Genomic DNA, 15,951 nt, shown 5'->3' on the forward strand with positions numbered 1-15,951 from the left:
ATGCAGTTCCAACAAATTAACTCTATTCTCGATAACACTTGCCTCGCCGAGATCGCGTACTTTGATAACGATGTCACGTTGACTCATGAGGACGTCGAGGCTTGCGCTCAGGTACTTAGCCGCTTGTCGGGCCACGTGCAGGGCGTGCAGCAGGGCATCTGCATCCTCATGTCCCGCAGCGCCCACTACATCGCGGTCATCTTTGCCGCCTGGCGCGCGGGTTTCTATGTCGTGCCGCTCAACACCGCCTGGCCCTTGCAGAAGAATCTCGACATCATTGCGCGCATTCAACCTGCGGCGGTGCTGGTCGATGATGGGGTTGCGCTCGATATAAACGTTCCGGTTCTTGCAACCTCGGCGCTGTTTGCCGAGCAGCCCGTGGCGAAAGCAGGTGCGTTACCGATAAGGCCGGCGCGGCTGCTCGCCTCGGATATCACCTATGTGATCTTCACCTCCGGCTCCACCGGCGAGCCGAAGGGGGTGGTGATCTCGGCTGGGGCCTTCCGGTCGTACATCGACTGGACCCGCCGGTTTTTCAGCGCCTACGCGCATGCGCAGCGCCTGCTGCTGACCTCGGAGCTGACCTTCGACATCACCATGGGGGACATCGCCTTTGCGCTGGCCTTTGGCACCGACATTGGCGTGGCGCGCCACAACACCAACATCCCCAGCGTGCTGGCGATGATCATGCGCCACAAGATCGATGTGCTCTACTCAGTGCCGACGACCCATCTGGCGTTGGTGGCCTTCGCGCGGCAAAAGAAGGGCGCGGACCTGTCGACCCTTCGCCTGATCCTCTCCGGCGGCGACCGCTTTCCCTGGCAGTTGGTCAAGGACTATTCCGCGCTGACCGGCGGGGCGCATTTCTACAATGTCTACGGTCCGACCGAAGTCACCATCAACTGCTTTGCCACGCGGCTTGATGACAAGGTTCACTTGGCGGAACAGGGCAAGCCCGTACCCATTGGTCGGTGTTTTGATTTGCTAAATCGAGTCGTGATGATCCCGGCCGCCAATGATGCTGCTTGGAGCGTTGTAGCGTGACGGGTAAGGACCGCTACCGGGCGTTATGCGAGTCGGAACCGACGATTCCTCTATTCAGCCAGGCGTGGTGGCTCGATGCGCTCGCCGGAGAAAATCAATGGGATGTTGCGGTGGTCGAAAGCGGAGGGCAGATCGTCGCATCCATGCCCTATGTGGTCCGGCGGCGACTTGGACAGGTGTCACTCGGCCAGCCTCCTTTGACACAAACTCTGGGACCATGGATTCGGGAAACCGGCGCAAAGCAGTCCTCGCGTTTGGCTCGACAGAAGGATCTCATGCAGCAATTGATTAAGGTATTACCTCAATATAATCATTTTAACCAAAATTGGCATCACAGTCAGAGTAATTGGCTGCCTTTTTACTGGGCGGGCTTTACTCAGACAACACGCTATACCTACCGCCTGCCAGAACTCTTTAATCAAGATGAACTCTGGGCTGGATTTCGAGAGAATATAAGGCGTGACATCCGCAAGGCGGAAAGACGTTTCAGTTTGCAGGTGCGGACAGATTTAGATCTGGATTGTTTTCTTCGCTTGAATGTGCAAACTTTCGAGCGCCAAGGAAAAGATCTGCCTTATTCCAACTCACTGGTATTGAAGCTTGATGAAGCTTGTCAGAGGCGAAATGCACGGCAAATTTTTATTGCCGAAGACAAACACGGTCGCGCTCATGCTGGGGTCTATATCGTGTGGGATAAAAATAGCGCTTACTACCTGATGGGGGGGGGAGATCCTGAACTGCGCAAGAGTGGTGCGACGAGTCTGTGCATGTGGGAGGCAATTAAGTTTGCCTCCACCGTTACTAAGAGTTTCGATTTCGAGGGTTCGATGATGGAGCCTGTCGAGCGTTTTTTTCGTGCCTTTGGCGCTCAGCAAGTTCCGTACTTCGCGGTGAGCCACACCCCATCAAAGATGATTAGAGCGGCGCAATGTCTAAGAGGTCTTTTGCGCGCTTAAGGTTGGCCACCTCACTGCACTGCGTCGAGGGCGCACTGTGGCACGAACATGCCTACTATCGAAAGCTCTTCCGCGAGCAGGTCTGCTATCAGTACAAGACCACCACCGGCGAGACCGGCAGCCATTGCTACTGGAAGCGAATCGGGCAGATCTACACCCCGAAGCTGGCCAAGCACTTCACGCCGGACGAGTTGGTCGAAGACTGCATCGAAGGCCTTGAGGTCTACGCCATCCGCGCCCGCACCCTGATCGACAAGGCGATCGCGCTGGGGCGACAGGGAAAGACCATGTACGTCTGGCCGGTGCCTTGGCCTTGGTCTTTCCGTATGATTTTTTGACATAAGCGTCTTTAAATTTGAGCAAGACATACCCCATCACCGCCGCAGCGCTACACTGGCTCGAGCTGATCCTTGCCGAGCGCTTCGGCCATGCCTGGCATCTGGCGCGGGTGGGTGACAGCCTGCACCTGAGCCTGGAGGGGGCGGAAGGCGCAATTGCCTTCGACACCCTGCAAGCCGGCTTCACCGAGGCGCACTCGAATCAGCCCTTCACATCCTGGGATGCCGAGCGCGAGGGCTGGCATGCCGTGCTGGATGGAGCATTACCCGCGCCGGGCGTTGTCGAGCTGCCATCGCCGCTGATCGAACCCCACGCGGACGGCCATGTCGTTCATTACGACATCCTCGGCCTCGCCTACTGGATGCTGGCGCGCGTGGAGGAGGTTGGCCGCACGAATCTCGACAACCATCTGCGCTTTCCGGCGATTGCCTCCCACGCCTTCAAACACGGCTACCTGGATCGCCCCGTGGTGGATGAATGGCTGCATCTGCTGGGGCAGGTGATGCAGCGTCAGTGGCCGGGGCTGGTGTTGAAGTGGCACAGTCCGAGGACTCTGGTGAGTTGCGACGTCGACAGCCCCTTCGCCTATTTGGAGCGGGGAAACGGATACCGCATGGCCCGTGGTCTTGCCGGCGACCTGCTCAAGCGCCGCTCGCCACGTCTGGCCTGGCGCAACGTCCGTGGCCAATGGCGCGCGCGACGCGGTGTTCACAGCCTCGACCCGCACCGCCTTGGCCTGGATTTGATCATGGACGTCAACGAGCGCGCCGGCCGCGCCGTTGCCTTCTACTTCATCCCGGAGAACACCGACCCGCGACTCGATAACCGCGCCAGCCTCGACGACCCGCGCATGCGCGTGCTGCTGCGCGAGATCCACACCCGCGGCCATGAGATCGGCATCCACCCTGGCTACAATACCTATCGCCATCCCGAAACGATGAAGCAATCGGTAGCGACGCTGCGACGCGTGCTCGACGAAGAAAGGATTCAGCAGCCGATCCTGGGCGGGCGGCAACACTACCTCCGCTGGGAGACGCCTACAACCGCTGCGCTGTGGCATGACAATAACCTGGACTATGACACCACGCTCACCTACGCGGACCGCCCAGGCTTTCGCTGTGGCACCTGCCACGAGTATCCGCTGTTTGATCCGCGCCAGGGTCGAGCGCTACAACTGCGCGAGCGCCCGCTGGTCCTGATGGAATGTTCGGTGATTGCCAGGCGATACCTGGGGCTGGGTTACAGCCAAGAGGCACTTGAGATGATGCAGGGGCTGCGGGAGACCTGCCAACATGTCGGTGGTGATTTCACCCTGCTTTGGCACAACTCGCACCTCGGTAGCGACCGTGACCGGCAATTCTACCGCGCCTTGTTATCCTGATGGCGGTTGTTGCTGTCGTCGCTATCGCGATAGTTGAGCGCGGTAATTTGTTCGGAGATGAGACCCATTAGAAACACCAGCACGGCCGCTGTAAACAACAACGTGCTCATATTGGTGAACTTGTGCATCGTCAGGAAGGTGTAAAGATAATAGAAAAGCCCCGTTAGGAATAACAGGGCGCTTGCTGGAAAGAAGACTTTGAGGGGCGAGTAGAGGGTTGCCACCTTGAAGAGGATAATCAGGAAACGGACCCCGTCTTTCACTGGACTTAGATGGCTCGGTCGCCCTTGCCGTCGGGCTGCTTGAATAGGCACATATCCGACCGGATAGCCGGAGCGAAAGAAGGCCATGGTGATGGTTGTTGGGTACGAAAATCCGTTGGGAAGCAAATACAGAAAGCGACGAAAGCGATTGGTTCGGACCGCCCGGAAGCCGGAGGTGAGATCCGGAATGGAATGGCCTGTGATCAGAGAGGCAAACCTATTGTAGAAGGCGTTTGCAAGGGCGCGACCAATGCTTGCCTGTGACTCTCTGCCTCTGGCGCCGACGACCATGTCGTAGCCTTCATCCAGTTTTTCCAATAAACGGGGAATATCGTCCGGATCATGTTGTCCGTCCGCATCCATTAGAACAAGTATGTCGCAACTGCAGGCCCTTGCTCCCGCCTTGACGGCTGCGCCATTACCGAGGCTGTAGGGGTGTTTGACGATAGTGGCCCCGTTCTCTGACGCGACATCAGCGGTTTTATCTGTTGAGCCATCATCAACGACCAGCAACTCGGCCGCGGGAAAATATTCGCGCAGCTTCTTAAGGACGCCGTTGATAGCTATGGCCTCATTTTTTGCCGGGATAACGATGGCGAGGGAGGGATGCTCGGTATTTGCCTTAGTCATCTCGGTTCTGCGGATCGATCAGAGTTTGGGTCTGGTGAACCAATGGGGCAAGCTTTGTTACGAAAAAACGATCCATTTAGACGCTAAATCTTGCCATCCTGGGATAAATTTACGCGCTGCGGCCGATTAATCTGTTACCGGCTTTATATCGCCGCTGGTGATACGCCCGTTAACTACCCGTCGTCGAACCCTCGATTAGGCGAGATTTTTCGATGATATAGTCGAATGCATCAAGCCGCTGATGCCATAGCTTCTGCTTGAGGAAGCTCTCGGGGGCCGCAGTGCGGGCGGCGCTGAGAAATTCTTTTGCCCGTTGATAGTCTCCAAGGTTTGACATCAAGGAAGCGGCGGTAAACGCGGTGTCGAGCACAGGATAGGTCCAGAAAGCCTCCGCGAATAGATCTGCCGCCTGTTCCATTTGTGCTTGCTCTGCATAAGAAAAGGCCTTGGCGATTAGAAGGTGGCTGCGGGCATGTGGCGATTGCTGGTAGCTGGGGTTGGCCAGCAACGCATCCGCAAGTTCGATGAGCATCTGGTATGTGAGCTGAGGGCAGTACAGCGTAAGCTTGCTTTGCGCGATTGTGCTCAATTCGCTGACGGTTGGGCGTGACAAGGGTAAGTGGCGAAGCCGTGATTCGAGCTTGATCAGGCGTTCATGAAACAGGTGTTCCCGGCCCGTGCAGATGAGCACGCTCTGCACCTGAATCATGGCGTCGTCCGGGTTGCTGCGAGCTGCGTCGTCCAGGATCTTCACTGCCGCGGCTGGGTTCCCTTGTTGCAGGTGTTGCGTGGCGGCGAACTGGGCCGCGCGGATGGATTCCGGATGGGCGGCCAGCCAGAGTTCGGAGGTGACCGCGACATCTTTCCATTGGTAGGCGGTCTGGACAAGAACGGCAAGAAAAAGAAGCGCGTACGCGCTCACTGCCAGAAAGCCTGTGCGAAGATATCGGGCTGGCATGGTGCCGATGGCGAAAATCAACGCGAAATAGAGACCAAAGGAGGGCACATAATTTCGGTGTGCAAAATACAGTTCCAGGCCGATGATGGTGGATTCCAGTAGATGGCCAACAAGGAAAAAGCAGATGCCAAACAGGAGATAGGGCGCCTTCGATCTCAACCGTAGCGCGGCCGCGATGATCAGGGCCCAGGCAATGACAGCGATTGTTGTAATGGGCGGCATTAGCCAGCCGGTCGATGCCTGTATATGATCCGTGAATGGGGAGACGTTGATGGCCCGGGGCAGTAGCAGATTCTGGACGTAATCCAGCAGGATCCAGGGTTGCGTCAGTAGCCGCTGCTCGGGCGTGAATTGCCGGTGCAGGCCGTACCCATGAACCAGCGCCTGGCTGGCATGGTAGAGCAGGTAGCCGAAGATAAGCGCGGTCGGGAGCACGGCCAGGATGAACAGGATGGACCGATCCACCCGGTGGGTGGCGCGTTGTTCCTTCGGGATCCAGAGATACAGGATGACGAGGGACAGCGCGGGCAGGAGCGCGCCGTTCTCCTTGGACAGGGACGCGAACAGGGTGCCGAGCCCAAGACTTGCGACCAGCATGATCCGTGATCGGACAGGGTGCTGGTTGCGAATGCAGTGCGCCCAGACAAAACCGGCCAGACCAAGAAAGACGAACAGCCCCGCCAGGCCAGTCATGCGCTGGATGATCATCAGGTGGGTTGTCGCCAGGAATGGGCTGAAACCCCAGATCAGCGCGATCGCAGCGGCGAGCCAGGTTGCATGGGATTGGTTCGCGATTGGTCGGATCCGCATCAGGCCCAGTACCAGCGCAAACACGGCCGTGGTTGCAAGCAGATGGATAGCGAAGTTGACCCGCAGGAGTCGTTCCGGATGATCGGGCCAGGCGGACGCCTGGGCGGCGAAGCTGGCCAGGGATAGCGGACGACCGAGTGGGCCGGAGTTGCCGGACAGGATGAATGCGGCTGCGGAGCGCCAGTCGCTGAGGAATTCGAGCTTTTGAAGGTTAGGTTCGTCGTCGAAGAGGAAAAAGCCGGGCAGCGCGATGGCATAGGCAAGCCAGAGTGCGACCAATCCCAGAACAAAGGCTGCGAACGGTTTCCAGGTGGTCGTCACAGGCAGTGATCCGGATGATGCATGGAAGGCGGAGGGGCCACAATGCGGGCGCCTGTCTACCCTTGTGGGGAGAAGGCTCGGGAATGAAGATGCCGTAAGGGGGCGACTGCTCACGCTCGCTGGCCATGGTCTGCGAACGTGGCAGTCGCATGTGGCCCCAACGTAGGGGCCAACGCTTGTGATGCTACTTAGCGGCAAGCAGCCGGCAAATATTTCGCATCCGCGTCGGACGAGCACTCCCAGGTGATCGAGCCACCCGTGCTGGTCGGCGTCAGGGTCAAGGTGGCGCCTTGGATGGGCGTGGAAACGCTATTGTTCATCGTGGCAACGATGCCGCTTGCGCCGACGGTGACGGATGCAACGTAGCTGCCGGAGATCGTATTCGAAAGGCCTGCATCAGCGTTATCGGTCGGGAAACTCCCGGTCTGCATCCAGTATTCGGCCACGGCGGTCTTGGCGCCGCCGGTGAGCATCATGGCCTCGGACATCTGCGAGCGTGCAACATAGTCCTGATAGGCGGGGATGGCGATGGCCGCGAGGATGCCGATGATCGCAACGACGATCATCAGTTCGATCAGTGTGAAGCCGGCCTGGTTGTGACGTTTCATGGTCGTTCTCCTGTCGTCTTGGGTGTGGTTCAGCGCCTCGGAACATTCGAGGGCTGCGCTAGGATTGCGCGGAAACAGAATCCTGGTAACCATGTCCCAGCAATACTTGCGCCAGTTCTTGCTCTGGATGTTCAGGGATAATAAGTTCATATGTTTGGCGCGCATTCGGCGCTGCTATATTCTCAGGCGCGCGGTGAACGGCTGACGCAATCGGGCAGATTCTGCCGTTTTTTGTCACCCGGGCGAGGTGACCTCACCAGGTGCGAGCGCATCGCTTTCTGGACACGTATTGTCTCCGATATCGCTGGCTCAGGCTCTGCCTGTGCCAGCCCGTTGCCAGGTGGCGCAGCGCCGCTGGCAAGGGCATGCCGGCCGCGGCGGCTTGGGCTATCATTTTTCGAGACGGTCGCGGTGGCCGCCGGCGATGCATCGTTCGGGTCATGTCAACACAACAACCCTATCACCCATCCCCCTCGGCTGCACCGGGTGCATTGACGCCGTCGCTGCGTCGTCTGCTGCAGGTGATCCTGCTGGTGGGCGGTCTGCTGGCCGTCAACTCCGTCTATCTGGCCGGCGTGACGCTGGCGGAACGGCTGACCGGCCGGGTGTTGCAGAACGCGTTCTATCTGGACATGTTCCTGGCGCATCTGGGGCTGGGGCTGCTGCTGATGCTGCCGGTGCTGGTGTTCGGGATGCTGCACTTCCGGCGTGCCTGGTTGCGACCCAACCGCTACGCCATCCGCGCGGGCCTGGGGCTGTATCTGGCATTGCTGGCCTTGTTCGGCTCCGGCATCCTGCTGACCCGTTTCGGCTTTTTCGAGATCAATGATCCCCATGTGCGGCGCGTCGCCTACTGGGTGCATGTGCTGGCACCGTTGGCCGCTGTCTGGCTGTTTGTCCTGCACCGGCTGGCGGGTCCGCGCCTGCGCTGGTGGCAAGGGGCTGCCTGGGCGGGCATGGCGTCGCTCGTCTGCATCCTGGCGCTGGCGCTGCATCTGTGGGGCGGGCAGCGAGACGGGGAGCCGCTGGTGCGGGCGTTCGAGCCGGCGCTGGCGCTGACGCCGGCGCCAGGCGGTCGGCCGGGCGCGGCGGCGATCCCGGCGGAACATCTACTGCAGGATCACGTCTGCGCCGAATGCCACGCGGATATTGCCGAGCGGCACGCGGGGAGCATGCACCGGCTCAGTTCGTTCAACAATCCGGCCTATCGCTTCAGCATCGAGGACACACGCGCCGAGCTGCTGGCCCGCGACGGCAACGTGCACGCGACACGGCTATGCGCGGTCTGTCACGACCAGGTGCCGCTGTTTTCCGGTCGGTTCGATGATCCGGACTATGATCCTGACGCGGATCCGGCGGCGATGGCGGGGATCACCTGTCTTGGCTGTCATGCCATCAGCGCCGTCAACAGCCCGCGGGGCAATGGCGACTATACCCTGACGGACCCGCCGCGCTATCCCTTTGCGTTCAGCGACAATGCCTTCCTCAAGGCGGTGAATCGCCAGTTGATCAAGGCCAAGCCGGCCTTCCACAAGCAGACCCTGCTCCGGCCCCTGCACCAGACCCCGGAATTCTGTGCCGCCTGCCACAAGGTGCACCTGCCCCCGGCGCTGAATCACTATCGCTGGCTGCGTGGACAGAATCACTACGACAGCTTTCTGCTCAGCGGCGTGTCCGGGCATCGGGTGGACAGCTTCTACTTCCCGCCGCAGGCCGAGACCGGTTGCAATGGCTGCCACATGCCGGCGCGGGCGTCGGCGGACCCGGCCGCCCGGGCCGCGACGGCGGATGGGCGGTCCGCGGTGCACGATCACCTGTTCGCCGCCGCCAATACCGCAGTGGCTGTATTGGTCGGCCGACCCGAGGCCGAGAACGCCGAGCGTGTCGCCTTCATGGGGCGCGCGGCCCGGGTGGACATCTTCGGCCTGAAAGAGGGCGGCCACATCGAGGGCCGGCTGCATGCCCCGTTGCGGCCGCAGCTGCCGGCGTTGGCGCCGGGGAGTCGCTGGCTGCTGGAGGTGGTGGTGCGTACCACGGGCATGGGTCATGCGCTGACCCAGGGCACGGCGGATTCCAACGAACTGTGGCTGGAACTGACCGTGCGCGCTGGCGGCGAGGTCATCGCCCGCTCCGGCGCTCTGGGGCCGGAGGGCGAGGTGGACGAGTGGGCCTGGTTCGGCAACGCCTACCTGCTGGATGCCGAGGGCAACCGCATCGAGCGGCGCAACGCCCAGGACATCGTCGCCGCGCTCTACGATCACCAGATCCCGCCGGGGGCTGCGGCAGTGGTGCATTATGCGCTGGACTTGCCTGAAGGGCTGACCGGGCCGGTGGAGATCGAAGCGGCCCTGCGCTACCGGAAGTTCGACAGTCGTTTTTACCGGCATGTCTGGCAGCATGCCCCGGATCAGGCCCCGGATCAGGCACGGCATTCCGCCTTGCAGCAGGGCGGGGCGAAACAGAACGCCGGTGCGTTTCCCGGCAATGACCTGCCGGTGACCACCTTGGCGCAGGACCGCGTGGTGCTGCCGCTGGCGGAGGCAACGGTGCCGAGCCACTTGCCTGCCGGTTTGCCGGCCCCCAGGGCAATCTCCCGAACGGAGCCGCCCGAAGATCCGGCGCCGGACCAACAATTCACTGATCTGCCCGACTGGGAGCGCTGGAACGACTACGGCATCGGCCTGCTGCGGGAGGGCAAGCGCGGCCAGTCGCGACAGGCCGAGGCGGCGTTTCGCGAGGTGGAGGCGCTGGGTCGCTGGGACGGCGCGCTGAACCTGGCCCGGGTGCTCCATCGCGAGGGTCGGCTGGATGAGGCCGCCGCGGCCTTGGAGCGCGCGGCGGAGCAGGGCGCGCCGCCCTGGGTAGTGGCTTGGTACACGGGGTTGATCGCGCGGGACCTGGGGGATCTGGACGGGGCCATCGCGGCGCTGGAGGCGCTGGCTGAGACCCGCTTCAACCAGGCCCGTGCCCGGGGCTTCGACTTCGGCCGCGACTACCGCATGCTGACGGAGCTGGGCCGCACCCTGTACGAGCGGGCCCGGCAGGAGCGCGGCGATGCGCGCCGCGCCGCCCGTGCGGCCTGGTTGCAGCGCGCCCGCGAGCGGCTCGAGCAGGCGTTGCGCCTCGACCCGGAGAATGCCGCCGCGCACCACACCCTGAGCCTGGTGCTGGGCGAAGTCGCAGACACCGACGGCGCCGACCGACACCGGGGCCTGCACGAGTACTACCGGGGCGATGACAATGCCGTCGAGCGGACGGTGACGCTGCACCGCAGCCGCAATCCGGCGGCGGACAACGCGGCAGAGGCAGTGGCCATCTATGCGCTGCGCCCGCCGGCTGATTTTCAAGCCACGCAGGCGGTGGCCGAACACTGATGTTTCGGTGAACAGGCAGGCAGCAACGAACAACAGACAGCGCCCCCGGAGGAATGCCCATGCAGGACTATGCCGGTCGTCGGTCGAAGGTCAGCCGTGGTGAGGCACGCATCCGTCGCGCCTTTGTCGGCTCGGTGGTGGCGATTGCCGCGGTGGCTGTGCTGGCCGGCGCACTGTACTGGTTGACGGCCCGGCAAGCGACGCCAACGCCGCTGGAGGAGGCGCGGATCCGGACGCCCCAGGCCCCCGCGCCGGTGCAGCCCGGCGTCAGCGAGGCCATGCCGCCGGTGGTGCCCTTCACCGACATCACGGCGCAGGCGGGCATTGCGTTCGTGCATGTCAATGGCGCCTATGGCGAGCGGCTCATGCCCGAGACCATCGGCAGTGGCGCGGCCTTTTTCGACTATGACCGCGACGGCGATCAGGACCTGTTTCTGGTCAACTCGCGGGAGTGGGATGCGCATCGCACCCGCGGCCAGCCGCCGACCCAGCGCTTGTATCGCAATGACGGCAACGGCCGCTTCGACGACGTGACCGCTGAGGCCGGCCTGGACCTCGTCAGCTATGGCATGGGCGTTGCCGTGGGCGACTATGACGGCGATGGCTGGCGCGACCTGTATCTCACCTCGTTGAACGCCAACCATCTGTTGCGCAATGTCGGTGGTCGCTTCACGGACGTGACCGCGCAGGCGGGGGTGGCCGGCGCGGACGATGCCTGGTCCTCCAGCGCCGCCTTCTTCGATTACGACCGCGACGGCGATCTGGACCTGTTCGTGGTCAACTACGTGAAGTGGTCCCGCGACATCGATCTGGAGATCGACTTTCGCCTGACCGGTCTCGGGCGTGCCTATGGCGCGCCGCTGAACTTCGTCGGTACCAACAATGTGCTGTATCGCAACGATGGCGACGGGCGCTTCGTCGATGTCTCGGCCCAGGCTGGCATCCTGGTGTTCGATCCGGTGACCGGCAATCCCGTGGGCAAGGGGCTGGGTGTCGTGCCCTTCGATCTGGACGGCGACGGCTGGCAGGACCTGATCGTGGTAAACGACACCGTGCGCAATTTCCTGTTCAGGAACCGTGGCGACGGACGCTTCGAGGAGAGCGCCATCTTCGACGGCGTGGCCTATGATCGCAACGGCAAGGCCACCTCGGCCATGGGCGTCGACGTTTCCCGCTTCCGCGACGACGCCGACATCGGAATCGCCGTGGGCAACTTTGCCAACGAGATGGCCTCGCTGTTCGTCACCACCAATGGCGGCGCGCCGTTCGTTGACGAGGCGGTGCTGGAGGGCCTGGGGCCGGCGTCGCGCATCCCGCTGACCTTCGGGCTGCTGTTCCTCGATTATGATCTGGACGGCCGCGAGGATCTGCTGCTGGCCAACGGCCACCTGGAGCACGAGATCCACAAGGTGCAGCAGAGCCAGCAGTATGCCCAGCCGCCGTCGCTGTTCTGGAACTGTGGCGACGCCTGCCGCGGGCGTTTCGTACCGATTCCGGCGACGGCAGAGGCCATGGGCGACATGGCGCAGGCCCTGGTCGGGCGCGGCATTGCCTATGCGGATATCGACAATGATGGCGATCTGGATGTGCTGATCACGCAGAACGGTCGCCGACCGGCCTTGCTGCGCAACGACCAGGACACGGATAACCACTGGCTGCGGGTGGAACTGATCGGCCGGCCGCCCAATACCGATGCCATCGGCGCGCGGCTCGAACTCACCGCCGGCGGGGTGACCCGCACGCGCGAACTGCGCACCGCGCGCGGCTATCTGTCGCAAGTGGAGCCGGCGGTCACCTTCGGCCTTGGGCCGCTGGAGCAGGTGGAGCAGCTGCGCATCCTGTGGCCGGACGGCAGCGAGCAGATCATCGAGCCCAGGGTGGTCAATACGGTGCTGCGGTTGCGTCAGCCGTCGACAGGGTTGTAGTCCGTCATCGCGCGAAGGAGGTCGCATCATGCGATTTCGCAGGCTGAAGAGTCCCGTTCCTGCCGGTCGGCGTCTGTTGCCGGTGCCGGCCCTGATACTGTTGCCGTTACTGGCCTGCGTTCCCGGGGTGTTGCTGGCGGACGCCCTGTCGGCGCTATCGCCGCGCTGGCAGGGGCAACTGGTGCCGGTGCCCGAGACGGATGTCAGCGGCGCCGAGCCGTTGATGCAGCAGGGGCTGTCCGCTGCCCGCGCTGAGGTCGCGGCGCTGCTGGCCGAACCGGAGGCGGATTCCGATGCCCTGGCTGCAGCCTATGGCCGGCTGGGAGCACTGCTGCTGTTGCTGGAGGTAGAGGCCCCGGCGGACGCCTGCCTGCGTAACGCCATGGCATTGCAGCCGGACGCGTTCCGTTGGCCCTATTACGCCGGTTATCTGGCCATGCTGGCCGGCAATCTGGAGCAGGCGCTGGCATATCTGCACACCGCGCAGGCCATCGATGCCGAGTACGCGCCGTTGTACCTGCGGCTGGGCAAGGTGCGGCTGGACCGCAGCGAACTCGAGCAGGCCCGGGCCGCGTTTGAGCGAGTCAGGGATGTACCGGCACTGCTGGCGCCGGCACACTACTACCTGGGCCAGATCGCGCTGCTGGAGCGCCGTCACGCCGATGCCGTCGATCTGCTGCAGACAGCACTCGCGGCCCACCCCGATGCCACCGAGGTGCACTATCCGCTGGCCCAGGCCTATCGGGCCCTGGGGCAGGCGGACCTGGCCCGTGACCATCTGGCGCAGTTCGAGCTGCGCGCCCCGGATATCGCCGATCCGCTGCTGGCAGAGCTGCAGGCGGCCAACCGGCGGGCGCTGCCGGCCTTCAAGCGCGCGGTGCATGCGGTGCGCGGCGGGGACTATGCCGGCGCGGCGGAGGAGTTCGAGGCGGGCCTGGCGGTGGACCCGGACAATGCCGCGGCGCGCATCAGCCATGCCCGGGTGTTGTATCTGACCGGTCGCCCGGAGGCGGCGGCCGCCGAACTGGACGCCGCGCTGCAGAGGGATCCGGAGCAGGCCCTGGGGCACTTCCTGCAGGGTGTGCTGGCGCAGCAGCGGGGCGCCACGCATGACGCAGCGGCGGCTTACGAACGGGCGCTGGCCCTGGCACCCGACCATGCGGGTGCCCTGTTCCAGCGTGCGAACCTGGACTTTAGCGCCGGGCGCTACGCCCAGGCCGCCGCGGCCTATGGCCGGCTCATCGAGCTGGATGCTGCCGTGGCGCCGGCCCGGGTGCTGGCGCTGGTGGCTGCGCGCCGGGCCGGTGCGGCGGAAGCGACGGTGCTCGCGAAGCTGCAGTCACTGGCCACGGCGCATCCGGAAGATCCTCAGGCCGGCTACGCCCTGGCACGGGGGCTGGCCGCGGCGGAACAGACAGACCTGCGCGACATCGACCGCGCCCTGCGTCTGGCGGCAGAGCTCGCACTCACCCGGCCGGGCCCGGCGCACCAGCAGTTGCTGGCCTTCGTTCAGGCCGCCGCCGGGCGCTGGGACAGCGCAGTCGAGACCCAGCAGCGTCTGTTGGCCATGGCCGGCTGGGCCCGGCGTCCGGCAGCGGAGATCGAGGCCATGCAGCAGGCCCTCACGGCCTACCGTGAACACCGCCTGCCGGGACCCGCGTGGCCGGTGGATGATCCGCTGTTGTCGCCGCCGCCGTTCGATGCAGCGCGGCTGTTTCGCGAATATCCGGCTACGAAGCCCTACTGAGGGCGTTCGGAGCGTCGGAAGGCGAATCGGAGCCTCGGGAAGCGAAAGGGCCGGGAGAACAGGTTCTTCCGGCCCTTGACTGGGGAGCCCGCCGCGACGTCCCGCGCTTGGTGGGGCGAGAGCGCGGCGGTTGTCGAGCCCCGGCTGCTAGCGCTGTGCCCCGGTGTCGGGGGTCGCCGGCGGCGCTACCGGTGCCGCATAGGGCACACCATAGCCCCAGGGGGCGCCGTAGCCATAGCCGTAGGCCGGGTAGCCGCCATAGCCGTAACCGGGGTAGCCGCCATAACCATAACCCGGGTAGCCGCCCCAGCCGTAGCCCGGGTAGCCGCCGTACCAGGGCCCGCCGTGCCACGGACCGCCGTACCAAGGACCGTCGCCCCAGGAGCCCCAGAATGCCTGTGCCGGCGTAGCGGCGATGGCGGCAAGGGCGGCGACGCCCGTGGCGGAAAGCAGAATCTTCTTCATGTTACCTCCACTGTCTCTGTGATTATCGTTCGGAACGGGAGCCAGACTCCCGCACGGAATTATACTGCACATGGGCACGTTTTCAGCCCACCCGCCGCATGGCCTCAAGCAGCACCTCAACACCGGCGCCGGGACGATGGGCCTGCTGACTCAGGTGGCGTCGCCAGGCCTTGGCCCCCGGCCGGGCGTGGAACAGGCCGAGCAGATGGCGTGTCATGGCGTTGAGCGGGACGCCCTCGGCCAGGCGCTGCTCGATATAGGGCACCAGGGCCTCGAGCACGGCGTGCGGGGTCGGCGGCGACGTGCCGGCACCGAAGATGGCCTGATCGGCCGCTGCCAGCAGCCAGGGATTCTGGTAGGCCTCGCGCCCGATCATCACGCCGTCCATCACCGCGAGCTGCTCCGTGGTCTGTTCCAGCGTGGTGATGCCGCCGTTGATGACCATGGGCAGCGCCAGGAAGTCTGCCTTCAGCCGATGCACCACGTCGTAGCGCAGCGGTGGCACGTCGCGGTTCTCCCGCGGGCTCAGGCCCTTGAGCCAGGCCTTGCGGGCGTGCATGATCAGGGCGTCGCAGCCGGCGTCCTGCAGGATGCGGGTAAAGGCCGCCAGTTCTTCGTAGCTGTCGCGCTCATCGATGCCGATGCGGGTCTTGACCGTGACCGGTATCGCGACGGCGGCCTTCATTGCCGCCACGCAGTCGGCAACCAGTTCCGGTTCGGCCATCAGGCAGGCGCCGAAGCGGCCGGACTGGACCCGGTCGGAGGGGCAGCCGACATTGATGTTGAGTTCGTCGTAGCCCCAGTCAGCGCCCATGCGGGCACATTCGGCCATCTGCGCCGGATCGGAGCCGCCGAGCTGCAGTGCAAGGGGGTGTTCCGCCGGGTCGTGGCGCAGAAAGCGTGCCCGTTCGCCGTGGATCAGCGCACCGGTGGTGACCATCTCGGTGTAGAGCAGGGTGTGGCGGGTGATCAGGCGGGCGAAGTAACGGTAATGCCTGTCTGTCCAGTCCAGCATCGGGGCCACCGAAAGGCGGCGGTCCAGCCGGGGCGTTGCCGAAACCGGGGCTGGGGCTGGGACCGGGTCAGGGGCCGGGGCAGAAAAAGGGGTGGATTCTGGTGACATCGGATTT

General features: G+C 63.7%; 12 protein-coding genes. 7 read left to right on the plus strand and 5 right to left on the minus strand.

Features of this window, described 5'->3' with window-relative positions:
• From F2Q65_RS10975 to F2Q65_RS10990, 4 genes are read left to right on the plus strand one after another with little or no spacing between them, the layout of a single operon-like run.
• Nucleotides 1-1,044, plus strand: a complete 1,044-nt coding sequence (locus tag F2Q65_RS10975) for an AMP-binding protein (RefSeq protein WP_150093291.1) — start codon at nucleotides 1-3, stop codon at nucleotides 1,042-1,044.
• Entirely contained in the window at nucleotides 1,041-2,000 is a 960-nt protein-coding gene (locus F2Q65_RS10980; protein WP_150093293.1) for a GNAT family N-acetyltransferase, read from the plus strand. Before F2Q65_RS10975 ends, F2Q65_RS10980 begins: the two co-directional genes overlap by 4 nt.
• A 2-nt stretch (nucleotides 2,001-2,002) precedes the next feature.
• Nucleotides 2,003-2,338 (plus strand): hypothetical protein, encoded by a 336-nt coding sequence (locus F2Q65_RS10985; protein WP_150093295.1) that lies wholly within the window; start codon nucleotides 2,003-2,005, stop codon nucleotides 2,336-2,338.
• 17 nt (nucleotides 2,339-2,355) lie between these two features.
• Nucleotides 2,356-3,720, plus strand: a complete 1,365-nt coding sequence (locus tag F2Q65_RS10990) for a polysaccharide deacetylase family protein (RefSeq protein ID WP_246156142.1) — start codon at nucleotides 2,356-2,358, stop codon at nucleotides 3,718-3,720.
• Here the strand turns inward: F2Q65_RS10990 and F2Q65_RS10995 are convergent.
• From F2Q65_RS10995 to F2Q65_RS11005, 3 genes are all read right to left on the minus strand, one after another.
• A complete protein-coding gene (locus tag F2Q65_RS10995; RefSeq protein WP_150093297.1) occupies nucleotides 3,699-4,613 on the minus strand; it encodes a glycosyltransferase family 2 protein in 915 nt (304 codons plus the stop codon). The two genes, F2Q65_RS10990 and F2Q65_RS10995, sit on opposite strands and share 22 nt — an antisense overlap.
• A gap of 169 nt (nucleotides 4,614-4,782) precedes the next feature.
• Complete coding sequence (locus F2Q65_RS11000) at nucleotides 4,783-6,702, minus strand: tetratricopeptide repeat protein (protein WP_150093299.1); 1,920 nt, start codon at nucleotides 6,700-6,702, stop codon at nucleotides 4,783-4,785.
• A gap of 188 nt (nucleotides 6,703-6,890) precedes the next feature.
• A complete protein-coding gene (locus F2Q65_RS11005) occupies nucleotides 6,891-7,310 on the minus strand; it encodes a pilin (protein WP_150093366.1) in 420 nt (139 codons plus the stop codon).
• A 440-nt stretch (nucleotides 7,311-7,750) separates the two neighbouring features.
• Here F2Q65_RS11005 and F2Q65_RS11010 point away from each other — a divergent pair, with 440 nt between their 5' ends.
• The 3 genes from F2Q65_RS11010 to F2Q65_RS11020 are packed head-to-tail and all read left to right on the plus strand — an operon-like array spanning nucleotide 7,751 to nucleotide 14,356.
• Entirely contained in the window at nucleotides 7,751-10,684 is a 2,934-nt protein-coding gene (locus F2Q65_RS11010; protein ID WP_150093301.1) for a TgpA N-terminal domain-containing protein, read from the plus strand.
• Between the two features lie 59 nt (nucleotides 10,685-10,743).
• Nucleotides 10,744-12,609, plus strand: coding sequence for a CRTAC1 family protein (locus tag F2Q65_RS11015; protein ID WP_246156143.1), 1,866 nt, complete (start codon nucleotides 10,744-10,746; stop codon nucleotides 12,607-12,609).
• A gap of 28 nt (nucleotides 12,610-12,637) precedes the next feature.
• Entirely contained in the window at nucleotides 12,638-14,356 is a 1,719-nt protein-coding gene (locus tag F2Q65_RS11020) for a tetratricopeptide repeat protein (protein ID WP_150093305.1), read from the plus strand.
• A gap of 147 nt (nucleotides 14,357-14,503) precedes the next feature.
• On the opposite strand, the gene F2Q65_RS11025 is transcribed toward F2Q65_RS11020, so the two are convergent.
• Nucleotides 14,504-14,821 carry a hypothetical protein gene (locus F2Q65_RS11025; RefSeq protein ID WP_150093307.1) on the minus strand — a complete coding sequence of 106 codons (318 nt, stop codon included), beginning with the start codon at nucleotides 14,819-14,821 and terminating at the stop codon, nucleotides 14,504-14,506.
• An 82-nt stretch (nucleotides 14,822-14,903) separates the two neighbouring features.
• Nucleotides 14,904-15,944 (minus strand): tRNA dihydrouridine(20/20a) synthase DusA, encoded by a 1,041-nt coding sequence (gene dusA / locus F2Q65_RS11030; protein ID WP_150093309.1) that lies wholly within the window; start codon nucleotides 15,942-15,944, stop codon nucleotides 14,904-14,906.
• Nucleotides 15,945-15,951 lie beyond the last annotated feature (7 nt).

It is taken from the genome of Thiohalocapsa marina, from assembly GCF_008632335.1.
Taxonomy (GTDB): Bacteria; Pseudomonadota; Gammaproteobacteria; order Chromatiales; family Chromatiaceae; genus Thiohalocapsa; species Thiohalocapsa marina.

What these genes read in the sequence shown, in the direction of transcription:
- F2Q65_RS10975 (WP_150093291.1), top strand. Translation starts at nt 1, where the DNA reads ATGCAGTTCCAACAAATTAACTCTATTCTCGATAACACTTGCCTCGCC.
- F2Q65_RS10995 (WP_150093297.1), bottom strand. Translation starts at nt 4,613, where the DNA reads ATGACTAAGGCAAATACCGAGCATCCCTCCCTCGCCATCGTTATCCCG.
- F2Q65_RS11005 (WP_150093366.1), bottom strand. Translation starts at nt 7,310, where the DNA reads ATGAAACGTCACAACCAGGCCGGCTTCACACTGATCGAACTGATGATC.
- F2Q65_RS11010 (WP_150093301.1), top strand. Translation starts at nt 7,751, where the DNA reads ATGTCAACACAACAACCCTATCACCCATCCCCCTCGGCTGCACCGGGT.
- F2Q65_RS11015 (WP_246156143.1), top strand. Translation starts at nt 10,744, where the DNA reads ATGCAGGACTATGCCGGTCGTCGGTCGAAGGTCAGCCGTGGTGAGGCA.
- F2Q65_RS11020 (WP_150093305.1), top strand. Translation starts at nt 12,638, where the DNA reads ATGCGATTTCGCAGGCTGAAGAGTCCCGTTCCTGCCGGTCGGCGTCTG.
- F2Q65_RS11025 (WP_150093307.1), bottom strand. Translation starts at nt 14,821, where the DNA reads ATGAAGAAGATTCTGCTTTCCGCCACGGGCGTCGCCGCCCTTGCCGCC.
- dusA (WP_150093309.1), bottom strand. Translation starts at nt 15,944, where the DNA reads ATGTCACCAGAATCCACCCCTTTTTCTGCCCCGGCCCCTGACCCGGTC.